The following is a 22,202-nucleotide window of genomic DNA, read 5'->3' on the forward strand; positions in this document are numbered from 1 at the left end:
CGTGCGGCACCTAATCGAGCGTGCGCCGGTAGAAGCGCAGCGCGATGCTCATCACGACGACGGTGAACAGCGCGACCGGCCACACGGACGGCCACAGGTCGGCCCAGCCGTTGCCCTTCAGCAGGATGCCGCGCACAAGGCGGTTGAAGTAGGTGAGCGGCAGCAGGTTGCCGATGAACTGCGCCCACTTCGGCATCCCGGCGAACGGGAACATGAAACCGGACAGCAGGATGTTCGGCAGGAAATAGAACACGGCGAGCTGCATCGCCTGCAACTGGTTCTGCGCGAGCGATGAAAGCGTGATGCCGACCGTCAGGTTCGCGGCGATGAACAGCAGCGCGGACAGGTAGATCGCGAACACGCCGCCGACGAATGGCACGACGAACACGAATCGCGCCGCGACGAGGATGATCGACACCTGGATCAGCCCGATGAACACATAAGGGACGATCTTGCCCGTCATCACCTCGAGCGGCCGCACGGGCGTCGCGAGCAGGTTCTCCATCGTGCCGCGCTCGCGTTCGCGCGTGATCGCGAGGCCCGTCATCATCACCATCGTCATCGTCAGGATCACGCCCATCAGGCCCGGCACGACGTTGTACTGCGTGATGCCTTCCGGGTTGTACAGCCGGTGCAGTACGACGTCGAACGCGGCCGGGCGGCCGTTCAGGTGCGCGAGCGGCCCCGTCAGGTCCTTGTTCGCGACGGGCTGCACGAGGCCCGGCAGCGCGCCGATCGCCGACGCGGTTGCGACGGGGTCGGTCGCGTCCGCCTCGACGAGCAGCGACGGACGCTCGCCGCGCAGCAGCCGCCGCGAGAAATCCGCCGGCACGCTCAGCACGAACTGCACGTCGCCGCGGGCGAGCGCATGCCGGCCGGCCGCTTCGTCCGGCAGCGTCTCGACGATGTCGAAGTACGCGGAATTGCGCATCGCGGCGATGAAGCTGCGCGCGAACGGGCTCGAATCGGCGACGATCACCGCGGTCGGCAGGTGCTTCGGATCGGTGTTGATCGCGAATCCGAACAGCGCGAGCTGGATGATCGGCACGCCGACGATCATCGCGAACGTCACGCGGTCGCGGCGCAACTGCAGGAATTCCTTCAGCACGATGCTCCACCAGCGCGCGACCGAGAACGATTCGCGCAGGCCCGCCCACGCGTTCATGACGATGCTCCGCCGGGCGGCCCGGATGCGCGGCCCATCATGTAGATGAAGACGTCCTCGAGCCCGGTGTCGATCGGTGCGACCTGCAGCGACGCATCGTCGCTCGCGACCCTCGCGAGCGTCGCGTCGAGCGCGGCGCGATCGCGGCCGCTCACGTGCAGCGCGGAACCGAACACGACGGTTTGATCGACACCCGGCATCGTGCGCAGCCGCGCGGACAGTTCGGTCAGGTGCTCGCCGGTGATCGTGCGGGTCGACAGGTGCTGCGACGCGACGATCTCCGCCGACGTGCCTTGCGCAAGCAGTTCGCCGGACGCGATATACGCGAGCTTGTGGCAGCGCTCGGCTTCGTCCATGTAGTGCGTGCTGACGAGCACTGAAATCCCTTGCGCGGCCAGCCGGTGCAGTTCCTCCCAGAAGTCGCGGCGCGCGGCCGGATCGACGCCGGCGGTCGGTTCGTCGAGCAGCAGCAGTTCGGGCTCGTGCAGCATGCACGCCGCCAGCGCGAGGCGCTGTTTCCAGCCGCCCGACAGCGCGCCCGTGAGCTGGTCCGCGCGGCCCGCGAGGCCGAGCCCGTCGAGCGCGCGCGCGACGGCCGCCTTGCGGTCGGGCATCCCGTACACGCGCGCGACGAAATCGAGATTCTCGCGGATCGACAGGTCTTCCCAATACGAGAAGCGCTGCGTCATGTAGCCGACGTGCCGCTTGATCTGCGCGCTGTCGCGCACGATGTCGTAGCCGAGGCAGGTGCCGCTGCCCGAGTCGGGCGTGAGCAGGCCGCACATCATCCGGATCGAAGTCGTCTTGCCGCTGCCGTTCGGCCCGAGAAAGCCGAAGATCTCGCCGCGCGCGACGCGCAGCGAGACGTCCTTCACGACGTGCTTGTCGCCGAAGCGCTTGTTCAGGCGATCGACGTCGATCGCGTACGGAGCGGCCGGCGCGTTCATTGCACCCTCACGGCGACGGGCTGGCCCGGATGCAGCTTCGGTGCGTCGGCGACGGCGGGGCGCGCCTCGATCATGAACACGAGCTTGGTCCGGCTCTCGTTGCTGTAGATCACGGGCGGCGTGTATTCGGCCTCGCTCGACACGTAGGTGATGCGCGCAGGCACGTCGGCCGCGCAGCCGTCGCAGTGGATCGCGACCGCGTGCCCCGGCGCGAGCGATGCGATGGCGGCTTCCGGCACGAAGAAGCGCACCTTCAGGTTTTGCGGCGGCAGCATCTGCACGACCGGATTGCCGGCCTGCACCCATTCGCCGACGCGGTACAGCGTGTCGTACACGCGTCCGGCGGCGGGTGCGGCGACGCGCTTCTGGTCGAGCTTCCATTGCGCTTCGGCTACTGCGGCCTGCGCGGCGTCGACCTGGGCGGCCTGCGCGGCGACTTGCTGCGCGCGGCCCGGCAGGCGCGCGACGTCGACCTGCTTCTGCAGTTCGTGCATCTGCGCGGCGGTGGTTTGCGCGGACGTGCGCGAATCGTCGAGCTGCTGCTTCGACAGGCCGCCGGCCGCGTACTGGCGTTCGTCGCGCGCGAGTTGCGCGGCGGCCCGTGCGGCCTGCGCGGTGGCCTGCACGAGCTGCGCCTGCGTGACGGCGACTTCCGGCGGACGCTTGCCGGTCTGCAGGTCGGCGAGCTGCGCACGCGCCGCGGCGAGCTGATGCTGTGCCTGCAGCAGCGCGGCCGTTTCGTTCGCGGCTTCGAGCGAGAACGCGGGCGTGCCGGCGGCGACGGCCTGGCCGCGTGCGACCGACAACTGCGTCAGCGTGCCCGATTGCGACGACGACAGGTACACGAATTCGCCTTCGACATAACCCTGGTAGGTCGCGCCATTGTCCGTCGACCGTCCGCAACCGGCGAGCAGCGCGACGGTGGCGAGCGCGAGCGGCAGCGCGCGGGCCGCGTTCACGACGGCCTCCGCGGCGAGCGCGTCCGCGCACGCGGTGCGGCGGCCGGCGGCCGCAGGCCGGAACCGAGCAGCGCGCGGACGTGCCGGTGCAGCACGTCGCGATCGATCGGCGGCAGGCCGCGTGCGCTTTGCCACAGCTTCGCGGTCGCGAGCGGCAGCATCACGAGCGCGATGATCGAATGGAACAGGAACGCGGGTTCCAGCGCGGGGTTCAGCGTGCCGGCCTGCTGCGCGGCGCGGATGCGTTCGGCGAAACGCCCGACATGCTCGAGCGGAATGCGCCGGACCATCCGCTCGCGCAGCAGCCCGCCTTCATGGACGATCTCGCGCAGCCAGATCGACGGCAGCCACGGCATGCGATGCGTGACGTCGAAGAAGCGGTCGACGAGTTCGGCGACGAGCGCGAACGGATCGTTCTCGATCTGCGGCTCGGTCGGCCGCCACACGAACGCGATGACCTGCGCGAGCCGTTCCTCGACGATCGCGTCGAGCAACTGCTCGCGGTTCGTGAAGTAGTAGTGGACCATAGCGGACGTGACGCCGGCGGCGGCGGCGATCTGCGCGACCGTCGTCGCGGCGATGCCGTGCTCGGCGAACAACTGCATCGCGACGTCGAGCATGTGGTCGCGCAGGTCGAAATCGTCCACCGACGGGCGGCGCCCGCGCGGCCTGGCGACAGTGGATTTCGCGTTCATGCAGACGACGCTAATTGATGAGTTAGTTAATTTCAAGGAAGGGTTTTCGCCGGCGTTGATCGAGATCAGACGCGCGTCGAATGGCGGCGCGGACGAGCGGGAAAGCAGCGCGTGCGGCCGAAGGCCGTGTGCCGGCGGTGGAGTGTAGGGAGCGGCTAATGGGGAAATGGCGGGGGGAAACAGCGGAGGGGAAGCAGCGACAAGCAGCGGAGAAGGCAGAGAAACTGCACGGAACCGGAAGGAAAACCGGTCGCGAAACGGAGGCACGGACCGCAACGGCACGCGCCCCCGAAACGTCGTCACTGATCGATCGGCGACTTCAGCGGCTCGTGTTCGCCGGTCAGACCGAACACGACGAGCTGCGCGGGCTCGGTCGCACTCGCGTTGCGCGACACCTGGTGACGCGAGCCGGGCGCCTCGTACCAGCCTTCGCCGGCTCGGTAGCGATGCAGCGGGCCGCCGTTCACCTGCGACAGCACTTCGCCTTTCGACACGACCGCGAACACCGAGCCGAGGTGCCGGTGCGCGTCGGAAGCCTGGCCGGGCGCATAGTCGACGGTCGCGACGACGACGAGCTTGCCCGGCGCTTCGGGCACGACCTGCCGCATGATCGCGTGCACGTTGTCGCCGGCGTCGTGTGCATGGGCGGCGGCCGGCAACGCGGCGCCGAGCGCGAGTCCCGCGCACAGGGCGGCTCGCTGGAGCGTGGAGCGGATCATCGTCGTCTCCTTACTCGGGCATCTTGCGGAACGCGATCGCGAAGCGGTTCCACGTGTTGATGGTCGCGATCAGCATCGACAGGTCGAACAGCTCCTCGTCGCTGAAGTGCGGCTTCACGGCTTCCCAGACGGCGTCGGGTACGTGATTGCTGGCCACCAGCGTCAGCGCCTCGGTCCATTCCAGCGCCGCGCGCTCGCGCTCGGTGAAGAACGGCGTTTCGCGCCACACGACGACGGTCGCGAGACGGCGGTCGGTTTCGCCGCCCTTGCGCGCGTCGCTGGTGTGCATGTCGACGCAGAACGCGCAGCCGTTGATCTGCGACGCGCGCAGGCGGACGAGTTCGGCGAGCGGCTTCTCGATCGTGCTTTTCGCGATGAAGTCCTCGGCGTTGCGCATCACCTTGATCGCATTCGGGCTGGCGGTATAGAAGTTCAGGCGCGGTTGCATGGCAGGTCCTTTTTCGGTTGGTGCGCACGGTGGCGCGACAGGACCCACTTTAAGACCCGGATTGGCCTGCTTGAATAGCCAATTCTATGGAAATTCAGGTAACCAGTGCCGGGACACCGAAACTGCCCGAACCCAGCAGCCCGGCCAGCTTCGCGAGCGCCGCATCGATGCGCAGCGCGTCGATCCCGCCATAGCCGAACAGCAGCCCCGCGCGGACCGGCACGCCGACATGGAACGCCGAGATCCCGTACAGGCCGATGTCCTTCTCGCGCGCCGCGCGGACCAGCGCCGCTTCGTCGAGCCCCGGCTTCAGGTGCGCGGCGAGGTGGATGCCGGCGGTCGGCACGATCGCGTCGAACCACGGCGCCAGTTCGCCGCGCAGATGCGCGATCAGCATCTTGCGGCGCGCATCGTAATGTTTCTGCACGCGCTTCAGGTGCCGCGCGAAATCGCCTTCGAGCATGAAGCGCGCGAGCGCCGCCTGCGTCAGCGTGCAGGTGTGCCAGTCGACGATCTGCTTCGCCTTGGCGAGCGCGCCGCGCAGCGCACGCGGCGGAATCGCGTAGCCGATCCGCAGTTCGGGAAAAATCGTCTTCGAGAACGTGCCGACGTACGCGACGAGGCCCGTGCGATCGAGGCTCTTCAGCGATTCCACGGGCCGGCCTTCGAAGCGGAACTCGCCGTCGTAGTCGTCCTCGATGATCACCGCGCGGCGGCGCTGCGCCCATTCGAGCAGCGCGATGCGCCGCTCCAGCGTCATCGGCATCCCGAGCGGGAACTGGTGCGATGGCGTCACGTAGACGAGGCGCGCTTCGTCGGGCAGCCGTTCCGTGACGAGGCCGTGCGCATCGACCGGCACGCCGATCACCGTCGCGCCGAGCGACGCGAACGCGGCGCGTGCCGGCGGATAGCCCGGGTCCTCGACCGCGACCACGTCGCCGGGCCGCACGACGACGCGCGCGAGCAGGTCGAGCGCCTGCTGTGCGCCTTGCGTGACGAGCACGTCGTCCCAGCTGCACGTGACCGCGCGGCTGAACGCGACGTAGCGCGCGATCGCGCCGCGCAGCTGCGGATCGCCGGCCGGGTCGTGGTACTGGCCGGGGCCGCGCGCCTGCTGGCGTAGTGCATGGTGTAGGCAGCGTCGCCACGCGTCGAACGGGAACAGCGTCTTGTCGGTCACGCCGCCGCGGAAGTCGAAGCCGGGCGAATCCTGCGGCGCGGGCATCGCGAGCGCGTCGGGCAGGTCGTTCCACAGCGCGCGTGCGTCGACCGCGTCGATGCGCGGCGTGGCCTCGACGAGCGACGGCGCCGACATGGCCGCGGCGTGCGGCACGCGCGCGAGGCCGTCGGCGACGAACGTGCCGTCGCCGGCACGCGTATTCAGGTAGCCCTCGGCGACGAGACGCTCGAACGCGTCGAGCGTCGTCTTGCGCGATACGCCGAGCTGCTTCGCGAGATCGCGCGTCGACGGCAGCCGTGCGCCGCCTTCGAGACGCCCGTCGACGATCGCGGTGCGCAGTTGCCGGAAGATTTGCCCCGTCAGGTCGTGGCGGCCTTCGATGCGGATCGCGATGTCCATCGCAGTGGTTACCTCGATTGATGCTGTTTTGCCAGAAATGGTGTACCGCCAGTATGCCGCCGGCGCGCGGATTCGGGTTGGCGGGATGTTGCGTACGACACCCGTTCGCCCATCCGCCGCATCGAACGCCGTCCGATTGGACCGCCGCCCGCCGCTGCCTTACGATCCACGGGAGCCACGACAATCCCAGACCCACCCCGAACCGGAGCGACCCCATGCTGTCCGAAGACGAACTTGCGCTGCTCGACGCGATCCGCGCGACCGGCAGCCTGTCGCGCGCCGCCGCGCGGCTCGGCAAGGCGCCGTCGACCGTGTCGCACGCCGCGCGCCAGCTCGAAACGCGTTTCGACGCGCTGCTGTTCGACCGGCGCGGCTACCGCCTGCAGCTCACGCCGGCCGGACAACTGCTGGCCGACGAGGCGGCGCGGCTGGCGCTGGACGTCGCGCGGCTGACCCAGCGCGTGCGGCAGGTCGCGAGCGGCTGGGAGGACCGGCTGTGGATCGTCAGCGACGAGGTGCTGGAGTTCGACACGCTGCTGCCGGTCGTCCGCGCGTTCGACGCGCTCGATTCGGGCGTGTCGCTGCGCTTCACGCACGAGGTGCTCGGCGGCACCTGGGAAGCGCTGCGCGACGGTCGCGCGGATCTGGTCGTCGGCGCGACCAACGAGCCGCCGGCGATCCCCGGCTTCAAATGGTTCGAGCTGGGTGCGATGGAATGGGTATTCGCGGTGTCGCCGCGCCATCCGCTTGCATCCGCGAGCGACGCGCTGACGCGCGACGCGATCGGCGCGCATCGTGCGGTCGTCGTCGCCGACTCGTCGCGGCGCGCGGCCGGCCGCGCGTATGGCCTGCTTGGCGGACAGGCCGTGCTCGCGGTGCCGTCGATGCGCGCGAAGATCCTCGCGCAGCGCGACGCGCTCGGCGTCGGCTGGGTGCCACGCCGGCGCGTGGCGTCGCTGCTCGCGCGCGGCGAACTCGTCGAGAAACAGACGGCCAACCCGCGCGAACCGAACGTGCTGTATGTCGCGTGGCACGGCGATCGCGACGGCCGCGCGCTGCAATGGTGGCTGGAGCAATTGCGCGAACCCAGACTCGCGCAGCGCCTGCTCGACGGGATCGACGTGACTGGCTGAGCATGGAAAAGGGGGCGAATTGCCCGCTCAAACACGTTCGACGATTTCGAACATGTTCGCCGCGCGCGTCGTACGGCAATACAGGTCGCCGCGCGCATCCTGTGTTCACGGTCAACTCACCGGTTCACAGGAGAACATCATGCAACGCTTCGAAGGAAAAACGGTCCTCGTCACGGGCGGCAACAGCGGCATCGGCCTGGCGGCCGCCAAGGCATTCGCAGCCGAAGGCGCGCGGGTCATCATCACCGGGCGCGACGCGCAGACGCTGGAAGCCGCACGGCAAACGCTCGGCGATGGCGCGCTCGCGATCCGCAACGAGGCCGGCAGCGTCGCGTCGGCCCGCGCACTGGCGGACGCGATCGCCGCCGCGGGCGCGCGGCTCGACGCCGTGTTCATCAACGCGGGCGTCGCGAAACTCGCGCCGTTCGCCGACAGCGACGAGGCGATGTGGGACCTCGTGTTCAACACCAACGTGAAGGGCGCGTATTTCCAGATCCAGTCGCTGGTGCCGCTGCTGAACCGCGGCGCCTCGATCGTGATCAACGGCTCGATCAACGCGCATATCGGGATGCCCGGCTCGTCGGTGTACGCGGCGAGCAAGGCGGCCGTCAATTCGTTCGCGAAGACGCTGTCGACGGAACTGCTGCCGCACGGCGTGCGCGTGAATGTCGTGAGCCCGGGGCCGGTTCAGACGCCGCTGTACGGCAAGCTCGGGCTCGATGCTGCAACGCTCGACGAGACGGCCGAGAAGATCAAGGGCCTCGTCCCGGTCGGCCGGTTCGGCACGCCGGACGAAATCGCGTCGACGGTGCTGCACCTCAGCGCGCCGGAATCCGCGTTCATCGTCGGCGCGGAGATCATCGCGTCGGGCGGGATGGGATTGCTCTGAGCCGCAACACCGGCGGGGACCGCACCGGCCGGCGCAACGCCGCGCGGACGGTCCCCGTCACATGCGGGAAGGGCGACGCTCTCGAACCGCACCTACCGCACCTATCGCATCTATCGCATCTATCGCGTCGTGCAGGCGTTACGCGTATCGCCGCCGGCTTCGAGCTGCGTCACCGTGAGCCCCGAGAACGTTGCGCGGCCGTGCTCGGCAAACACCGCGACGCGGTCCGCGTCGAGCGGCGGAAAGATCAGGTCGGTGAGCGTGACGCGGCCGCCGTTCGCAAACACTTCGACCGACCCGCGATCGACGACGATTTCGAGCCGCAGTTGCCCGTGTTCGAGCGGCAGGTCGACGATGTGCTCGCGGCTGAACGTGCCGGCGAAATTCGCTTCGCCGGACTGCGAGCGGTCGAGCGTCAGCGTGCGTTTCGCCGTGTCGTACACGATCCGCGTGCCGGTCGTGCCGTCCGCCGAGCGCCGGACGATCAGGCCCGCGCGTGCCGCGCGCTGCGGCGCAATCGTCACCGTGATGCGTTGCGCGACGCCGCGCGTCGCAGCCGACAGCTCGCGCGTGGCGGACTCGACCGCGAGCTCGCCTTCGTGCACGGCGGGCCGGCCGTCCGCCCACGCGTCGAACGCGGCGGCCGGCGCGGCGACGAGCCGGGGTTCGCCGTCGATCGTCTTCAGCGCCAGCTCGCGCGGCAGGGTCGTCGCGCCGCGCCACGGCGTGGTCGGCACTTTCGCCGCGTAATCCCAGTTGCTCATCCACGCAATCGCGACCGGCCGAGTGCCGGGCGCGCCCGAGAAGGTGCCTGCGGCATAAAAGTCGGCGCCGTGATCGACCCAGCGGAATCGGGCGGGATCGGAACCGGCCGGCGCGACGCGATCGGGCGTGAACGTGCGGCCGTCGAAGTCGCCGACGAAATACATCGCGCCCGAGCCGCCCGCGATCGACCACGGATTCACATTGACGATCATCACCCACTTGATGTGTCGGGGATCGCCGTCGAGCGGCAGCGGCACGAGGTCGGGCATCTCCCACAATGCGCCTGCATGCGGCACGTCCGGTAACGTGAAGTCGCTCAGGAACGACCAGTGGATCAGGTCGTCGGAGCGATAGAGCTTGACGACCTGAGCATCGGCGACGACCGTCGTCATCAGCCAGTAGTGCCCGGGCGCGTACCACGACACCTTGGGGTCGCGGAACTGCTTCGATTCGGGATCGAGCGTGAGCACGGGGTTGTGCGCGTAGGGCTGCCACGTCGCGCCATGGTCGACGCTGTACGCGAGCGACTGCGCCTGCGTGCCGGGCGCGTGGCCGGAGCCGTCCTTGTAGACGCTGGTGTAGAGCGCAACCAGCGGTGTCTTGCCTGGCGACCCGAGGCCCGACGTGTTGTGCGTGTCGGCGACGATCGAGCCGGAGAAGATTTCCTCGGTGGCGTTCGCGCGCATCGCGACCGGCTGCTCGCGCCAGTGAACGAGATCGGTGCTGGTCGCGTGGCCCCACGACATGTTGCCCCAGTCGTTGCCGAGCGGGTTGTACTGATAAAACAGGTGGTAGCGGCCGTTGTCGTAGACGAGCCCGTTCGGATCGTTCATCCAGTTGCGCTGCGGCGTGTAATGCAGCGCGGGGCGCCATTGCGGCGTGCCGTTTTCGGTCGATGCAGCGCAGGGCGCGGCGGCGGCCTGCGTGCAGGCGGCGCCCGCCGCACAGGCGAGCAGCAGCCGGGCGATCCGGAAGGAAAAGCGGAAAAACGTCGATCTCATGCGGGGTTCCGTGCTTCGGCGCGCGAAGCGGGAAAGGAGGGCGCGTGCCGCTTGCAAAGGCGGCACGCGCGATCTGCGGAAGAAAAAAAGCGGCGCGCACGCGACACGCGCGATATGCGCCGCTTCAGCGCTTGCGGGCGGTGCCCGCCGCGGCCGTTACGGACCCGTTACGGGCGGGTGCCCGGGCCGTCGTTGTGGTCGGCGCCCGTCGCCGGCAGGTTCGCCGGGATGTCGCCGTAACCGCCGAGCCCGCCGCGTCCGTACGCGCGGTCGACCGCCGTCGACGTGCCGTTGATGTTGACCTTCACCGTCGGCGCGAGCGTGCCGCCGCGCCGCGGGCCGATCGCATCGATGAACGACTCGACGAGCCCGCCCGGCATCACGTAGTGCGAATACGACTGGAATTCGCGCGGGTTTTGATTCGGATCCTGCGAATACGGCGCGCCGGCCGGTGCGGAGAAGTCGGTCGGGTTGCCGAGCACGAGGCCGCTGCCGCCGTTCAGCGGCAGGAAGTCGCTGCGGATGCCGTTGCCGACGAAGCCGTACACGCCGTCCGGCCCGTCGACACCCGCGGCCATCGTCGTACGGTGGCTGATCGTGAACAGGTAGTACTTGCCGTCCTTCAGGTAGATCTGCGGGCGCTCGGTCTGGTCGTCGACGCAATTCGCCGACAGGATCGGTGGCAGGAACTTCCATTCCGTCAACTGCGGGTTCGTCGCGACCGCAAGGCCGACATTGGCCTTTTGATACACTGCGCCCGAATTCATCACCGCGTTGAGATCTTCCTTGTACGGATCGTTCGGCGCGTAGCCGAGATCGGCCTCGTTGCAGGTGCGTGCGCCGCGCTGGCCGCCCGTATTGCCTTCGAACACCATGTAGGTCTTGCCCGGGTGCGCGGGATCGGTGAACACGAACGGATCGCGGAACGAGAAGTAGGTATTCTGCTGACCGGTCTGGTAGTAGTTGCCGTCCGGCTGCAGCAGCGCCTTGTGATCGTCGAAGCCGCTGAACCACACGTGCTTGTCGTCGGCGTGGATGTGGCCGTCGGCACGCGTGATGATCGCCTGCGGAGGCGTGATGTCGGCCCCGCCGGGCGCCGAGCGGTTGAACGACGTCGCGGTGTAGTAGAGGCTGACGTTGTCGCCGTGCGTGAGGCGCGCCGAACCCGACCATTCGGCGTTGTTGGTCATCGGCGCGGTGCCGAACACCTTGGCGCTCGCGCCGTCCGGGAACAGGTGGCCGCCCCAGGTCCAGCCGCCGTTCGCGGGGCGCAGCGACGCGGGGACGCCCGCGCGGCGGTAGAAGAAGCCGATGCGCGCGTGGACGTGGCGGTCATCGAACGTGTAGCCCGCGTGCGGATCGGCGGTGAGCGAGAAGATCACCTCCCAGCCCTTGTAGCTGAGCTGGTTCGCGCGCAGGTCGGCCAGCGGCCAGGTATCCCAGACCCACACGTTCGAGTTGATCAGCGGGAAATCCTGCGGGATGTCCGGCATCGTCAGCGCTTGCGGCAGCGAGTTCCTGTCGGCGCCGGCCGTGTGCGACTGTGCGACGATCTGGCGGATGTCCGCGCGGGTCCAGCGCATCGTGAAGTTGCCTTCGGGATCGTAGGCCTGCTGCGTATGCGGCGTGGGCGCGGGGGCGCCGGCGCTCTGCGCGTGCGTGACGGACGAAGCGGACGCGAAGGCGGCCAGTGCCGCGCCAGCGAACAGCAAACGTTTGGCCGCAGTCGCGCGGCAAAAAGGAAAGTGTGTCATCTCGGCGTTATTTCAATTGACGGTGAAAGGGAACGGCTGAAGGTGGCATCGATGTCCAAACCGGTTTGGATACTATTTCAAACCGGTTTGGAACGCAAAAGATATTTATTTGACGGTAATGCTTACCAAATGGAAATAATTACCCGATTAAGGTGTTCGGGCATCCGGCGTCTGGGAATCCGGGCGACCTGGCGGACCGGCGAAAACGAGGAGCGACGGTGAAGGTGAACCTGAAGGCACTATCGGATGCGCTCGGGCTGTCGCGGACGACGGTCAGCCGTGCGTTGAACGGTTACGACGACGTCAGCGAGGCGACCCGCGAGCGCGTGACGAAGGTCGCCCGGGAAATGGGCTATGTGGCGGACCCGACCGCGCGCCGGCTCGCGACCGGGCGCGCGGACGTGATCGGGATCGTCTATCCGTTCGGTGCGGGCGATCTCGGCGATCCGCGTTTCGGCGAGGTCGTCGCGGGCATCACCGAGCGGCTGGCCGAGCGCAATCTCGATTTCATCATCGCGTCGGCGCGGCCGAATGCGGAACTGGACACCTATCGGCGGATCGTCGACGGCAAGCTCGTCGACGGGCTGATCGTCGCGCGCACGCTCGTCGACGATCCGCGCATTGGGTACCTGCAGTCGAACGCGTTTCCGTACGTCGCGTACGGCCGCACGCAAACGGCCGCGCCGTATGCGTGGTTCGATTTCGACAACGAGGCGGGTGCGCGCGATGCCGTCCGCCGGCTGACGGGTTTCGGGCATCGGCGCATTGCGATGATCAGCGCGCCGCTGGCGCTGAATTTCGCCGCGCAGCGTCGCGCCGGCTATCTGTCGGCATTGCGCGAGGCCGATATCGAGCCGGATCCGGCGCTGCTCGTCGAGTGCACGTTTACGCACGACGGCGGGCTGCAGGCCGCGCGGGCGCTGCTCGCGCGCGCCGAGCGGCCGACGGCGCTGCTGGTCGACAACAACATCGCGGGCGGCGGCGCGTTTCGGGCGCTCGCGGACAGTGGGTTGCGGCTGGGGCAGGACATCTCGCTGATCGTCTACGACGGCGTGCCGCCGGACATCGCGCATCCGCATCGCGTGACGGCCGTCATCCAGCCGACCGGGCACGCGTCGGGACGCGCGCTGGCGGAATTGATGCTGAGACGGCTGGACGACGGTGTGCGCGAGCATCGACTCGAGGCGCCGGTAATCGAGGCCGGCGATACCGACGGCCCGTTACGCGGCTAGCCGGCGCGACGGGCCCGGGCGGGGCGCGATCGGTGGCGGACGTTGCCGGATCGCGCCCGGTCGAAAAAGCCATGACGGCGACAGGGGCGAATGGCCATTTTCTAGACGACTGGTCTAATCCGCGGATATCATCCGTCCCGTGAATGCGACGACGTCCGCTGACGCGTGCCAACGAAGACGCGAAATTGCCATTTCGCGCTGCGATGCCGATCGTGCAGCGACCGCCGTCGTTTTATTTGGGATTTTTCTAGACGACTGGTCTAATAGGCGCGTACGGCATTCGGATACGCGAGTCGCACGTTGACGCGCCATAGCGGACTAACCGACAGGCGCACCGTGCCGACCGACTCCGGTCGCACGGCCCCGTTCCCCCATTTTCGAAGGAGTTTCGATCATGAAGATTCTGGTTGTCCTGACCTCGCACGACACGCTCGGCGACACCGGCAAGAAGACCGGCTTCTGGCTCGAGGAACTGGCCGCGCCGTACTACGCATTCAAGGATGCGGGCGTCGAGCTGACGCTGGTTTCGCCGAAGGGCGGCCAGCCGCCGCTCGACCCGAAAAGCAGCGATCCGTCCGCGCAGACCGATGCGACGCGCCGCTTCGACGCCGATCCGGCCGCCAAGGCCGAACTCGCCTCGACGCGCAAGCTGACCGACGTGTCGGCCGACGACTACGACGCGGTGTTCTACCCGGGCGGCCACGGCCCGCTGTGGGATCTCGCCGAGGATCTGCATTCGATCGGCCTGATCGAACGCACGCTCGCGGCCGGCAAGCCGGTCGCGGCCGTCTGCCATGCACCGGGCGTGCTGCGTCACGTGAAGAACCCGGCAACCGGCGAATCGGTCGTGCGCGGCAAGCGCGTGACGGGCTTCACCAACAGCGAGGAAGCGGCCGTCGAGCTGACGGAAGTCGTGCCGTTCCTCGTCGAGGACATGCTGAAGACCAACGGCGCGGAATTCGAGCGCAGCGCCGACTGGGCGCCGCATGTCGTCACCGACGGGCTGCTGATCACGGGGCAGAACCCCGCGTCGTCGGCGCCTGCCGCCGAGGCGCTGCTCGCGAAGCTCGGCCACCGGTAAGCACCTGGCGCCGGCCGGGCCGGCGCCGTTCCGTATCCGTCGCCGGGCGCAGCCGCGCCGACGACGGCCCGCATCGTTCTGCCGTGCGCGACGCGCGGCGAGTTCCCGGTCATTTCGTAGAACCAAGCAAAGGAGTTGTGGATGTCTGCCCTGTTCGAACCGTTCAAACTCAAGGATGTCACGCTGCGCAACCGCATCGCGGTGCCGCCGATGTGCCAGTACGTCGCCGAAGACGGCGTCGTCAACGACTGGCATCACGTGCATCTGGCCGGCATCGCGCGCGGCGGCGCGGGCCTCGTGATCGCGGAGGCGACGGCCGTGTCGCCGGAAGGGCGCATCACGCCGGGCTGCGCGGGGCTGTGGAACGATGCGCAGGCCGAAGCGTTCGCGCCGTCGGTCGCGGCGATCAAGGCGGCCGGCTCGGTGCCCGGCATCCAGATCGCGCACGCGGGCCGCAAGGCGAGCGCGAACCGTCCGTGGGAAGGCGACGACCATATCGCCGACGGCGATCCGCGCGGCTGGCAGACCATCGCGCCGTCGGCCGTGCCGTTCGGCGCGCATCTGCCGAAGGTGCCGCGTGAAATGACGCACGACGACATCGCCCGCGTGCAGGCCGACTTCGTCGCAGCGGCGAAGCGCGCGCGCGACCTGGGCTTCGAATGGCTCGAACTGCACTTCGCGCACGGTTATCTCGGCCAGAGCTTCTTCTCGGTGCATTCGAACCGGCGCGACGACGAATACGGCGGCACGGCCGAGAATCGCGGCCGTTTCCTCGTCGACACGCTCGCGGCGGTCCGCAAGGTATGGCCCGAGCATCTGCCGCTGACCGCGCGCCTGGGCGTGATCGAATACGACGGCCGCGACGAAGAGACGCTCGCCGAGTCGATCGCGCTCACGCAGCGGATGAAGCGGGAAGGGCTCGACATGCTGAGCGTGTCGGTCGGCTTCTCGACGCCCGACACACGGATTCCGTGGGGCCCGGCGTTCCTCGCGCCGATCGCCGAGCGCGTGCGCCGCGAGGCCGGGCTGCCGGTGTCGTCCGCGTGGGGGATCGACACGCCGCAACTGGCGAACCGCGTGGTTGCCGAAGAACAGCTCGATCTCGTGATGGTCGGCCGCGCGCATCTGGCCGATCCGCACTGGCCGTACTACGCGGCGAAGCAGCTCGGCGTCGAGCGCCCGTCGTGGACGCTGCCCGCGCCGTACGCACACTGGCTCGAGCGTTACCGGATCGCCGACAAGGTGGCCTGAGCGGGCGCGGCAGCGTAGCGCCGGGGCGGCCCGCGCATGATGCGCGCCGCCGATCCGGTGCCGATGGATAGAATGGCGGTTCGTGCAGGCCGGTTGCCTGCGCGAACCGCCATTTTTCCATTTCGACAGAGGTGCCATGGACGCACATGTGCCGTCGTCTCCCGAGTCCGCCGCTCAGCCGCGCGCGCAGCAGATCGCTCGCGTCGCGCTGTATGCGGCGCTGCTGGTGCTCGCGCTGTGGGTGATCCGCGACTTCATTCCCGCCATCGCGTGGGCCTGCGTGATCGCCATCGCGATGTGGCCGCTGCTGAAACGCTTCGAATCGCACCGGCTGTTCCGCAACCGGCCAACGGTCAACGCGTTCGTCATCACGGCGGCGGTCTCGCTGCTCGTCGTGCTGCCGATCGCCGTCGCGGCAACCCAGGCGATCGGGCAGGCGCACGATCTGCGCGAGTGGCTGCGTACGATCCAGGACAACGGCATTCCGCTGCCCGAGGTCGTCGGCCGGCTGCCTTACGGGTCGGCGCAGATCACCGAATGGTGGCAGGCCAATCTCGGTCATCCGCTGCATGCGGCCAGCGCGATGCACGGCGTCAACAGCGAGAAATTCCTCGCGTTCGGCCGGCAGTTCGGCACGAAGCTCGCGCATGCGCTGCTCGAATTCGGCTTCATGCTCGTCACGCTGTTCGTGATCCTGCGCGCGGGCCACAAGCTGTCGGGCGCATTGCTGCAGGGCGGGCAGCGCGCGTTCGGGCGCAACGGCGCGGAACTGATCGAGCGCATGGTCAAGGCCGTGTACGGCACGGTGACGGGGCTCGTCGTCGTCGGGCTCGGCGAGGGTGCGCTGCTTGGCGTCGCCTATGCGCTCGCGGGCGTCCCGCATGCGGCGCTGCTCGGCCTCGTCACGGCGATTGCCGCGATGCTGCCGTTCTGCGCGCCGATCGTGTTCTGCGGCGCGGCGCTGTGGCTGTTCGTGCAGGGCGCGACGATGTGGGCCGTCGTGGTGGCGGTGCTCGGTTTCGTCGTCGTGTTCGTCGCCGAGCATTTCGTGCGGCCGGTGCTGATCGGCAGTTCGGCGCGGCTGCCGTTCCTGCTCGTGCTGTTCGGCATCCTCGGCGGTGCCGAGACGTTCGGCCTGATTGGCCTGTTCGTCGGCCCCGCGCTGATGACGGTGCTGACGATGCTGTGGACCGAATGGATTGCGTGACGATGCCCGCCGTCGCGCTGATTCGATGGATCGGCGCGGCGGGATGGGTGCGCGTGCAAGCATGCGCCGGCCGCAACGATCGGCAACGATTCGGCTTGCACGCGCGGCATGCCGGGCAGGGGTTTGCATACGGATCTCTACATTTCTTTTCGATCCGGACCCAAAGGTCTAGTAGCATGGGGTTTTCGATCACGCCGGCATGGCGCAGCAGAATTCCCCAAGCATGCGATTGATTTCGATGTCCCGTCCCGCGGCGACGCTGTCCCTGGCGGCCGGCTGCCTGATGTTGCACGGCTGCGCGTGGTTCGACCCGTGGCTGCCGTTCTCGTATTCGCGCACGCCGCTCGCGCGGGCCGCATCGCGGCATGGCGCGACGCGCGCCGATGTCGTGCGCGCCGGCGGCAACCCGCGCAGCGTATGGATGGTCCGCAACGGCAGCGGCGTCTGCTACAACTACTTCATCGAGCACGGCAACGATCACCGGCCTTACTTCGTCGTATTCGACAAGGCCGGCGTCGTCACGCAATACGGCTTCGATACCTGCATGGACGCCGATCGAAAGGGCACGCTCCAGCCGGACAAGGCCGCTTCGCGCTAGCGCGGCGGCGTGCGCCGCGCGTGAGCGGTCAGGCGAGCGTGTCGACCACGCCGCCGTCGACGCGCAACGCCGCACCCGTGGTCGCCGAAGCCTGCGGCGAGCATACGTACACGACCAGGTTCGCGACTTCCTCGGGCGTCGCCGGTCGCTGGATGATCGAGCTCGAGCGATGATCGCGCACGAAATCCACGGCCACGTCTTCGATACTGCGGCCCGTTTTGTCCGCCGTTTCCTTCAGCAGCGCGCGCACGCCTTCCGACAGCGTCGGCCCCGGCAGCACCGAGTTGACGGTCACATGGGTGCCGGCCGCGAGCTTCGCGAGGCCGCGCGCGATCGACAGTTGCGCGGTTTTCGTGAACCCGTAGTGAATCATGTCGACCGGGATGTTCAGGCCCGATTCCGATGAAATGAACACGACGCGCCCGGCGTTGCGTTCGATCATCCCCTTCAGGTAATGCCGCGCGAGCCGCACGCCGGACATCACGTTCATCTGGAAGTAATGTTCCCATTCGGCGTCGTCGATATCGAAGAACGCCTTCAGGCCGTAGATGCCCGCGTTGTTGACGAGGATGTCCGCATCGGGCGTGTGCTGCGTGACGCGCGCGACGCCGGCCGCGTCGGACAGGTCGGCGGCGACGCCGTCGAAGCTCGCGTCGGGCACGGCGGCGCGCAGTTGCATCAGCGCGGACTGCACCGATGCGTCGCTGCGGCCGTTGACGACGACGCGCGCGCCGGCGCGTGCGAGCCCTTCGGCGATCGCGAGCCCGATGCCGGCGGTGGAGGCGGTGACGACCGCGGTCTTGCCTTTCAGATCGATGTGCATGAGCGTGACGGGAGAGGAGTGAACGGGAACCGCCGCGCGTGTCGCGGCGGCCGGATTTCAAAGCTTAGGCGAAACGGCGCGATTCGGCTTCGAAGCTGCAACGTGCCGGTTGCATCGGCCCGCACAGTCTTGTACGGTGAGCGTTCGCCGCCCGAACCAGGAGCCCGCAGCGTGAGCCGTCCCGTCAACCGATCCGCCGTACCGTCGCCGTTCTGGCGCGATGCCGCGCTGCCGTTCATCGAGGCGCGCACCGTCGACGACGGGCGCGCGATCTGCTACGTGAAGCACACGCACGACACGTTTTCGCTGGGCGCGATCGTCGGCGGCACGAGCACCTACGTGAACGGCGCGACGAACGAACACGTCGGGCGCGGCGTGCTCGTGATCATCGATCCGGAGCAGGTTCACGCATGCAATCCGTATGGCCCCGACGCATGGGCGTACCGGATGGTCTACGTCGACGTTCCATGGCTCGCGCGGCTGCAGCATTCGCTGGGTCGCGATCCGAACGGCGATTTTCACGGCTTTTCGCCGAAGTTGACGGAGCGGCGCGACCTGTTCGCGCAATTTGGCGGCTTCTACCGCACGCTCATGTCGCCCGGCATCGATCCGCTCGGCAAGGAGAGCGCGGCGGTCGAATTCTTCACGCAACTGCACGGCGCGCTCGATCGCGAACTGCCCGGCATGCGCCCCGCGGACGACAACGCAAAACTCGCGCGTGCGGCCGACTACATCGCCGCGCATTGCCGCGAGGGCATCACGCTCGATGCGATCTGCGCGGCGGCGGACCTGTCGCCGTCGTACCTGATCCGCGCATTCAACGCGCGCTACGGGATGACGCCACATGCGTTCCTGATCGATCGCCGCGTGCAGTACGGCCGCACGGAGCTGCGCCGCGGCCGGCCGATCGCCGACGTCGCGCTCGACGCGGGCTTCGCGGATCAGGCGCATTTCCAGCGCGCGTTCCGGCGGATCGCGGCCGCGACGCCCGGGCAGTATCGAAGCGCGATGAGTTGAGCGGCAGGGCGGGGGAGTGCGGAGTGCGCTTGCGCCGTCGATGCGCCGAAGCACCGGCCCCGCGAGCCGGCCGACTATACGTCCAGCAGAAAGAGCGCGCTGCCCGCGAGCAGCAATGCCATCAGCCGGTTGAACACGCGCATGCGCCGCGCGTTCGCGAGCCGGTGCCGCAGCGATGCGCCCGCATACGCCCAGCACGCGATCGACGCGAAACAGATCACCAGATACAGCGCGGCGAATAACCAGACCTGCGCGCGGTCGCCATCGGCCGCATACGCACCCATCGCGGCCACGCACGCGAGCCACGCCTTCGGATTCAGCCACTGCATTGCCGCGCCGGCCGCCGCCGACGGGCCGGCCACGTTCGGGTCGGCCGACAGCCGGCCGTCGTCGAGCGCGAGCCGCAGCGCCATATAGAGCAGGAACGCGATTCCCGACCACTGCGTGGCGGTCGTCAGCACGGGCCAGCGCACCAGCGCCGCGTGCAGCCCGAGGCCGATCAGCAGGAACAGCGCGACGAAGCCGAGCGTCGCGCCGGCCGCATAACGCAGGCTCGCGCCGAGACCGTGGCGCGCGCCCGCACTGAGCGCGACGATGTTGACGGGACCGGGCGTGATCGACGACGCCAGCGCGAACGCGGCCATCGAAACCAGCATGCTCATCAGGTGTCTCCATGCGAAATGTTCAAAGTCGCATCGAGACTACGGGAGCCGCACCGGCCCGTATTGAAGAAAACAACCCTCGGCGGCGCGCGGCCGCCGTCAGTGCAGCGCGCGCGGCGCGTGAGTCGGCCGCGTGTCGCGCGGATCGGCCGAGCCGGCTGCATCGCCTGCATCGGCCGGGCGCGGCGGGCCGCCCGCGCAGGATTGCGTCGACACCGAGAAACCGAACGTATTGATGCCGCCCGAGCATGCGACGAACACGCTGCCGCCGTGCATCTCGGCCACGGCCTTGACGATCGACAGCCCGAGCCCGTGGTTTTCCTTGCTGTTCGCGCGCGCTTCCTCGAGCCGGTAGAAGCGTTCGAACACGTGCGAACGCTGCACGGGATCGATCGGCTCGCCCGGGTTCGCAACGGACATTTCGACGAGCGCGTCGCGGCGCGCGATCGTCACGTGCAGCGTCGCGCCGGGCGCCGAATGCTGGATCGCGTTGATCAGCAGGTTCGTCATCGCGCGGCGGAACAGCGACGGATCGACGGCCGCGCGCGCATCGCCGTGCAGTTCGGCGCGCAGTTGCGCTTCGTCCAGCGGGATTTCGAGGAAGTCGAGCATGCGCCGCACTTCGTCGGCGAGCGACACGTCCTTCAGGTCGGTCGCGCGTTCGCCGCGGTCGCTGCGCGACAGGAACAGCATGTCGTTGATGATCACGCGCAGCCGCTCGAATTCCTCGAGGTTCGACTGCAGCGTCTGGCGCATCCGGTCGACCGAGCGATCGCGGCTCGTCAGCGCGACCTCGGTCTGGCCGATCAGGATGCTGACCGGCGTGCGCAGCTCGTGCGCGACATCCGCGTTGAAGGCCTCGAGCCGTGCGTAGGTCTGCTGGATGCGCTCGAGCGCGCCGTTGAACGACGTGGCGAGATCGCGCAGCTCGGCCGGCAGCGCGTCGGTCTGCAGCCGCTGGCGGCGGTTCGCGAGGCTGATCGCCGATGCGTCCTGCGACAGCCGGTCGAGCGGCGCGAGCCCGAAGCGCGCGACCGCGCGGCTCAGCAGCAGCGTGATGACGGTTGCGGTGGCGATCAGCGCGGCGAGCGTCAAGCCGAAACGGCGCAGCATCCGCTGCGTGCGCTCGCACGAACTGGCGACGATCAGCTTCAGCGTCGGCCGCTCGCCGTTGCCGGCGACCGTGACGGTCTTCGTCATCACGTCGTAGCTGCTGTCGTTCAGCGCGTAGCGCTGGAACGCGCCGAACGGCGGATCGACGGGCACGCCGTTCACCGGCGTACCGAAGCGGAATGCCGGGTTCGTGCTGTCGACCTGATAGCGCGTCGAGCCGTCGGGCGGTTCGAGGTCGGCCAGCTTTTCCTGCATGAGCCGCCCGCGCGCGGCCGTCGTCGCATGCGACACGATCATCTCGGCGACCTTGGTGCGCGTATCGAGCGTCGCGCGCAGCTCGGCGAACAACTGGCGCTCCATCATCACGAACAGCCCGCAGCCGACCAGCGTGAACACGAGCAGCGACACGATGCCGAACATCGCCGACAGCCGCAGGACGATCGAGCGTTTCATGCCTGCCTCTCGGTGTCGCCGTCCTCGCGCGCCTCGAGCACGTAGCCCATCCCGCGGATCGTGTGCAGCAGCTTGTCCGCGAACGGGCCGTCGAGTTTCGCGCGCAGGCGCTTGATCGCCGTCTCGACGACGTTCGCGTTGCTGTCGAAGTTCACGTCCCACACGAGTTCGGCGATCGTCGTCTTCGACAGCACCTCGCCGCTGCGCCGCGCGAGCACGCCGAGCAGCTGGAATTCCTGCGCGGTCAGGTCGAGCCGCGTGCCGTCGCGGGTCGCGCGGCGGCCGATCAGGTCGACGCGCAGGTCGCCGATCGAGATCAGCGTCGATTCCTGCACGCGCGCGCGGCGCGTCAGTGCGCGCAGCCGTTCGATCAGTTCGAGGAACGAGAACGGCTTGGTCAGGTAGTCGTCGGCGCCGCCGCGCAGCCCGCGCACGCGGTCGTCGACGCGGTCGCGCGCGGTCAGCATGATGACGGGCGTCTGCTTCTGCGCGCGCAACGCGCGCAGCACGCCGAAGCCGTCGAGCTTCGGCAGCATCACGTCGAGCACGACCACGTCGTAGTCGAATTCGACGGCCTTCCACGCGCCGTCCTCGCCGTCGAGCGCGGTGTCGACGACCCAGCCTTCCTCGGTCAGGCCGCTCTTCAGGTATTCGACGACTTTCGGTTCGTCTTCGACGATCAGCACTTTCATGTTGTTGTTCCGCGTAACC

General features: G+C 68.5%; 21 protein-coding genes. 8 read left to right on the forward strand and 13 right to left on the reverse strand.

Going from position 1 to position 22,202, the window contains the following annotated elements:
- Positions 1–10: 10 nt before the first annotated feature.
- From MRS60_RS19290 to MRS60_RS19320, 7 genes are all read right to left on the reverse strand, one after another.
- On the reverse strand, positions 11–1,165 hold the full coding sequence (locus tag MRS60_RS19290) for an ABC transporter permease (protein ID WP_131948358.1): 1,155 nt from the start codon (positions 1,163–1,165) through the stop codon (positions 11–13).
- Entirely contained in the window at positions 1,162–2,112 is a 951-nt protein-coding gene (locus MRS60_RS19295; RefSeq protein WP_243566431.1) for an ABC transporter ATP-binding protein, read from the reverse strand. Before MRS60_RS19295 ends, MRS60_RS19290 begins: the two co-directional genes overlap by 4 nt.
- Positions 2,109–3,071: an HlyD family secretion protein gene (locus MRS60_RS19300; protein ID WP_243566432.1), complete on the reverse strand. Its 963-nt coding sequence runs from the start codon at positions 3,069–3,071 to the stop codon at positions 2,109–2,111. Before MRS60_RS19300 ends, MRS60_RS19295 begins: the two co-directional genes overlap by 4 nt.
- Positions 3,068–3,766, reverse strand: coding sequence for a TetR/AcrR family transcriptional regulator (locus tag MRS60_RS19305; RefSeq protein WP_034179646.1), 699 nt, complete (start codon positions 3,764–3,766; stop codon positions 3,068–3,070). Before MRS60_RS19305 ends, MRS60_RS19300 begins: the two co-directional genes overlap by 4 nt.
- Positions 3,767–4,065: 299 nt before the next feature.
- Entirely contained in the window at positions 4,066–4,485 is a 420-nt protein-coding gene (locus MRS60_RS19310) for a cupin domain-containing protein (RefSeq protein ID WP_243566433.1), read from the reverse strand.
- Between the two features lie 10 nt (positions 4,486–4,495).
- Complete coding sequence (locus MRS60_RS19315) at positions 4,496–4,933, reverse strand: carboxymuconolactone decarboxylase family protein (protein ID WP_034179644.1); 438 nt, start codon at positions 4,931–4,933, stop codon at positions 4,496–4,498.
- Positions 4,934–5,027: 94 nt separating this feature from the next.
- The gene (locus tag MRS60_RS19320; RefSeq protein ID WP_243566434.1) at positions 5,028–6,512 is read right to left on the reverse strand and encodes a PLP-dependent aminotransferase family protein; all 1,485 of its coding nucleotides are present in this window, start codon (positions 6,510–6,512) and stop codon (positions 5,028–5,030) included.
- A gap of 215 nt (positions 6,513–6,727) precedes the next feature.
- Between MRS60_RS19320 and MRS60_RS19325 the strand changes: the two genes are divergently transcribed.
- Positions 6,728–7,645, forward strand: a complete 918-nt coding sequence (locus MRS60_RS19325) for a LysR family transcriptional regulator (RefSeq protein WP_034179642.1) — start codon at positions 6,728–6,730, stop codon at positions 7,643–7,645.
- A gap of 139 nt (positions 7,646–7,784) precedes the next feature.
- The gene (locus MRS60_RS19330; protein ID WP_243566435.1) at positions 7,785–8,534 is read left to right on the forward strand and encodes an SDR family oxidoreductase; all 750 of its coding nucleotides are present in this window, start codon (positions 7,785–7,787) and stop codon (positions 8,532–8,534) included.
- A 119-nt stretch (positions 8,535–8,653) separates the two neighbouring features.
- Here MRS60_RS19330 and MRS60_RS19335 read toward each other — a convergent pair whose 3' ends face one another.
- Together MRS60_RS19335 and MRS60_RS19340 are read right to left on the reverse strand one after the other, a co-directional pair.
- On the reverse strand, positions 8,654–10,300 hold the full coding sequence (locus MRS60_RS19335) for a glycoside hydrolase family 32 protein (protein WP_131948365.1): 1,647 nt from the start codon (positions 10,298–10,300) through the stop codon (positions 8,654–8,656).
- Positions 10,301–10,467: 167 nt separating this feature from the next.
- Positions 10,468–12,054 (reverse strand): glycoside hydrolase family 68 protein, encoded by a 1,587-nt coding sequence (locus MRS60_RS19340; protein WP_243566436.1) that lies wholly within the window; start codon positions 12,052–12,054, stop codon positions 10,468–10,470.
- A 218-nt stretch (positions 12,055–12,272) separates the two neighbouring features.
- Here MRS60_RS19340 and MRS60_RS19345 point away from each other — a divergent pair, with 218 nt between their 5' ends.
- The 5 genes from MRS60_RS19345 (at position 12,273) to MRS60_RS19365 (ending at position 17,423) form a co-directional block, all read left to right on the forward strand.
- Positions 12,273–13,286, forward strand: a complete 1,014-nt coding sequence (locus MRS60_RS19345; RefSeq protein WP_243566437.1) for a substrate-binding domain-containing protein — start codon at positions 12,273–12,275, stop codon at positions 13,284–13,286.
- 394 nt (positions 13,287–13,680) lie between these two features.
- Positions 13,681–14,367, forward strand: coding sequence for a type 1 glutamine amidotransferase domain-containing protein (locus MRS60_RS19350; RefSeq protein ID WP_034179637.1), 687 nt, complete (start codon positions 13,681–13,683; stop codon positions 14,365–14,367).
- A gap of 141 nt (positions 14,368–14,508) precedes the next feature.
- Entirely contained in the window at positions 14,509–15,618 is a 1,110-nt protein-coding gene (locus tag MRS60_RS19355; protein ID WP_243566438.1) for an NADH:flavin oxidoreductase/NADH oxidase, read from the forward strand.
- Between the two features lie 136 nt (positions 15,619–15,754).
- The gene (locus MRS60_RS19360) at positions 15,755–16,825 is read left to right on the forward strand and encodes an AI-2E family transporter (protein ID WP_243566439.1); all 1,071 of its coding nucleotides are present in this window, start codon (positions 15,755–15,757) and stop codon (positions 16,823–16,825) included.
- A 223-nt stretch (positions 16,826–17,048) separates the two neighbouring features.
- Positions 17,049–17,423 carry a hypothetical protein gene (locus tag MRS60_RS19365; RefSeq protein WP_051983619.1) on the forward strand — a complete coding sequence of 125 codons (375 nt, stop codon included), beginning with the start codon at positions 17,049–17,051 and terminating at the stop codon, positions 17,421–17,423.
- A gap of 28 nt (positions 17,424–17,451) precedes the next feature.
- Here MRS60_RS19365 and MRS60_RS19370 read toward each other — a convergent pair whose 3' ends face one another.
- Entirely contained in the window at positions 17,452–18,246 is a 795-nt protein-coding gene (locus MRS60_RS19370) for an SDR family NAD(P)-dependent oxidoreductase (protein ID WP_034179633.1), read from the reverse strand.
- 171 nt (positions 18,247–18,417) lie between these two features.
- On the opposite strand from MRS60_RS19370, the gene MRS60_RS19375 reads away from it, so the two are divergent.
- Positions 18,418–19,263, forward strand: a complete 846-nt coding sequence (locus MRS60_RS19375) for an AraC family transcriptional regulator (protein ID WP_243566440.1) — start codon at positions 18,418–18,420, stop codon at positions 19,261–19,263.
- Positions 19,264–19,337: 74 nt separating this feature from the next.
- Here MRS60_RS19375 and MRS60_RS19380 read toward each other — a convergent pair whose 3' ends face one another.
- From MRS60_RS19380 to MRS60_RS19390, 3 genes are all read right to left on the reverse strand, one after another.
- On the reverse strand, positions 19,338–19,925 hold the full coding sequence (locus tag MRS60_RS19380) for a LysE family translocator (RefSeq protein WP_111018135.1): 588 nt from the start codon (positions 19,923–19,925) through the stop codon (positions 19,338–19,340).
- A gap of 99 nt (positions 19,926–20,024) precedes the next feature.
- Positions 20,025–21,491 (reverse strand): heavy metal sensor histidine kinase, encoded by a 1,467-nt coding sequence (locus MRS60_RS19385; RefSeq protein ID WP_243566441.1) that lies wholly within the window; start codon positions 21,489–21,491, stop codon positions 20,025–20,027.
- Positions 21,488–22,183 (reverse strand): heavy metal response regulator transcription factor, encoded by a 696-nt coding sequence (locus MRS60_RS19390; protein WP_034179625.1) that lies wholly within the window; start codon positions 22,181–22,183, stop codon positions 21,488–21,490. Before MRS60_RS19390 ends, MRS60_RS19385 begins: the two co-directional genes overlap by 4 nt.
- Positions 22,184–22,202 lie beyond the last annotated feature (19 nt).

This window comes from Burkholderia pyrrocinia (assembly GCF_022809715.1).
Classification (GTDB): domain Bacteria; phylum Pseudomonadota; class Gammaproteobacteria; order Burkholderiales; family Burkholderiaceae; genus Burkholderia; species Burkholderia pyrrocinia_C.

Coding starts and splice junctions, on each gene's coding strand:
- MRS60_RS19335 (WP_131948365.1), bottom strand. CDS start 10,300: ATGAGATCGACGTTTTTCCGCTTTTCCTTCCGGATCGCCCGGCTGCTG.
- MRS60_RS19350 (WP_034179637.1), top strand. CDS start 13,681: ATGAAGATTCTGGTTGTCCTGACCTCGCACGACACGCTCGGCGACACC.
- MRS60_RS19355 (WP_243566438.1), top strand. CDS start 14,509: ATGTCTGCCCTGTTCGAACCGTTCAAACTCAAGGATGTCACGCTGCGC.
- MRS60_RS19305 (WP_034179646.1), bottom strand. CDS start 3,766: ATGAACGCGAAATCCACTGTCGCCAGGCCGCGCGGGCGCCGCCCGTCG.
- MRS60_RS19360 (WP_243566439.1), top strand. CDS start 15,755: ATGGACGCACATGTGCCGTCGTCTCCCGAGTCCGCCGCTCAGCCGCGC.
- MRS60_RS19325 (WP_034179642.1), top strand. CDS start 6,728: ATGCTGTCCGAAGACGAACTTGCGCTGCTCGACGCGATCCGCGCGACC.
- MRS60_RS19315 (WP_034179644.1), bottom strand. CDS start 4,933: ATGCAACCGCGCCTGAACTTCTATACCGCCAGCCCGAATGCGATCAAG.
- MRS60_RS19380 (WP_111018135.1), bottom strand. CDS start 19,925: ATGAGCATGCTGGTTTCGATGGCCGCGTTCGCGCTGGCGTCGTCGATC.
- MRS60_RS19295 (WP_243566431.1), bottom strand. CDS start 2,112: ATGAACGCGCCGGCCGCTCCGTACGCGATCGACGTCGATCGCCTGAAC.
- MRS60_RS19365 (WP_051983619.1), top strand. CDS start 17,049: ATGCGATTGATTTCGATGTCCCGTCCCGCGGCGACGCTGTCCCTGGCG.
- MRS60_RS19370 (WP_034179633.1), bottom strand. CDS start 18,246: ATGCACATCGATCTGAAAGGCAAGACCGCGGTCGTCACCGCCTCCACC.
- MRS60_RS19330 (WP_243566435.1), top strand. CDS start 7,785: ATGCAACGCTTCGAAGGAAAAACGGTCCTCGTCACGGGCGGCAACAGC.
- MRS60_RS19290 (WP_131948358.1), bottom strand. CDS start 1,165: ATGAACGCGTGGGCGGGCCTGCGCGAATCGTTCTCGGTCGCGCGCTGG.
- MRS60_RS19310 (WP_243566433.1), bottom strand. CDS start 4,485: ATGATCCGCTCCACGCTCCAGCGAGCCGCCCTGTGCGCGGGACTCGCG.
- MRS60_RS19385 (WP_243566441.1), bottom strand. CDS start 21,491: ATGAAACGCTCGATCGTCCTGCGGCTGTCGGCGATGTTCGGCATCGTG.
- MRS60_RS19340 (WP_243566436.1), bottom strand. CDS start 12,054: ATGACACACTTTCCTTTTTGCCGCGCGACTGCGGCCAAACGTTTGCTG.
- MRS60_RS19320 (WP_243566434.1), bottom strand. CDS start 6,512: ATGGACATCGCGATCCGCATCGAAGGCCGCCACGACCTGACGGGGCAA.
- MRS60_RS19390 (WP_034179625.1), bottom strand. CDS start 22,183: ATGAAAGTGCTGATCGTCGAAGACGAACCGAAAGTCGTCGAATACCTG.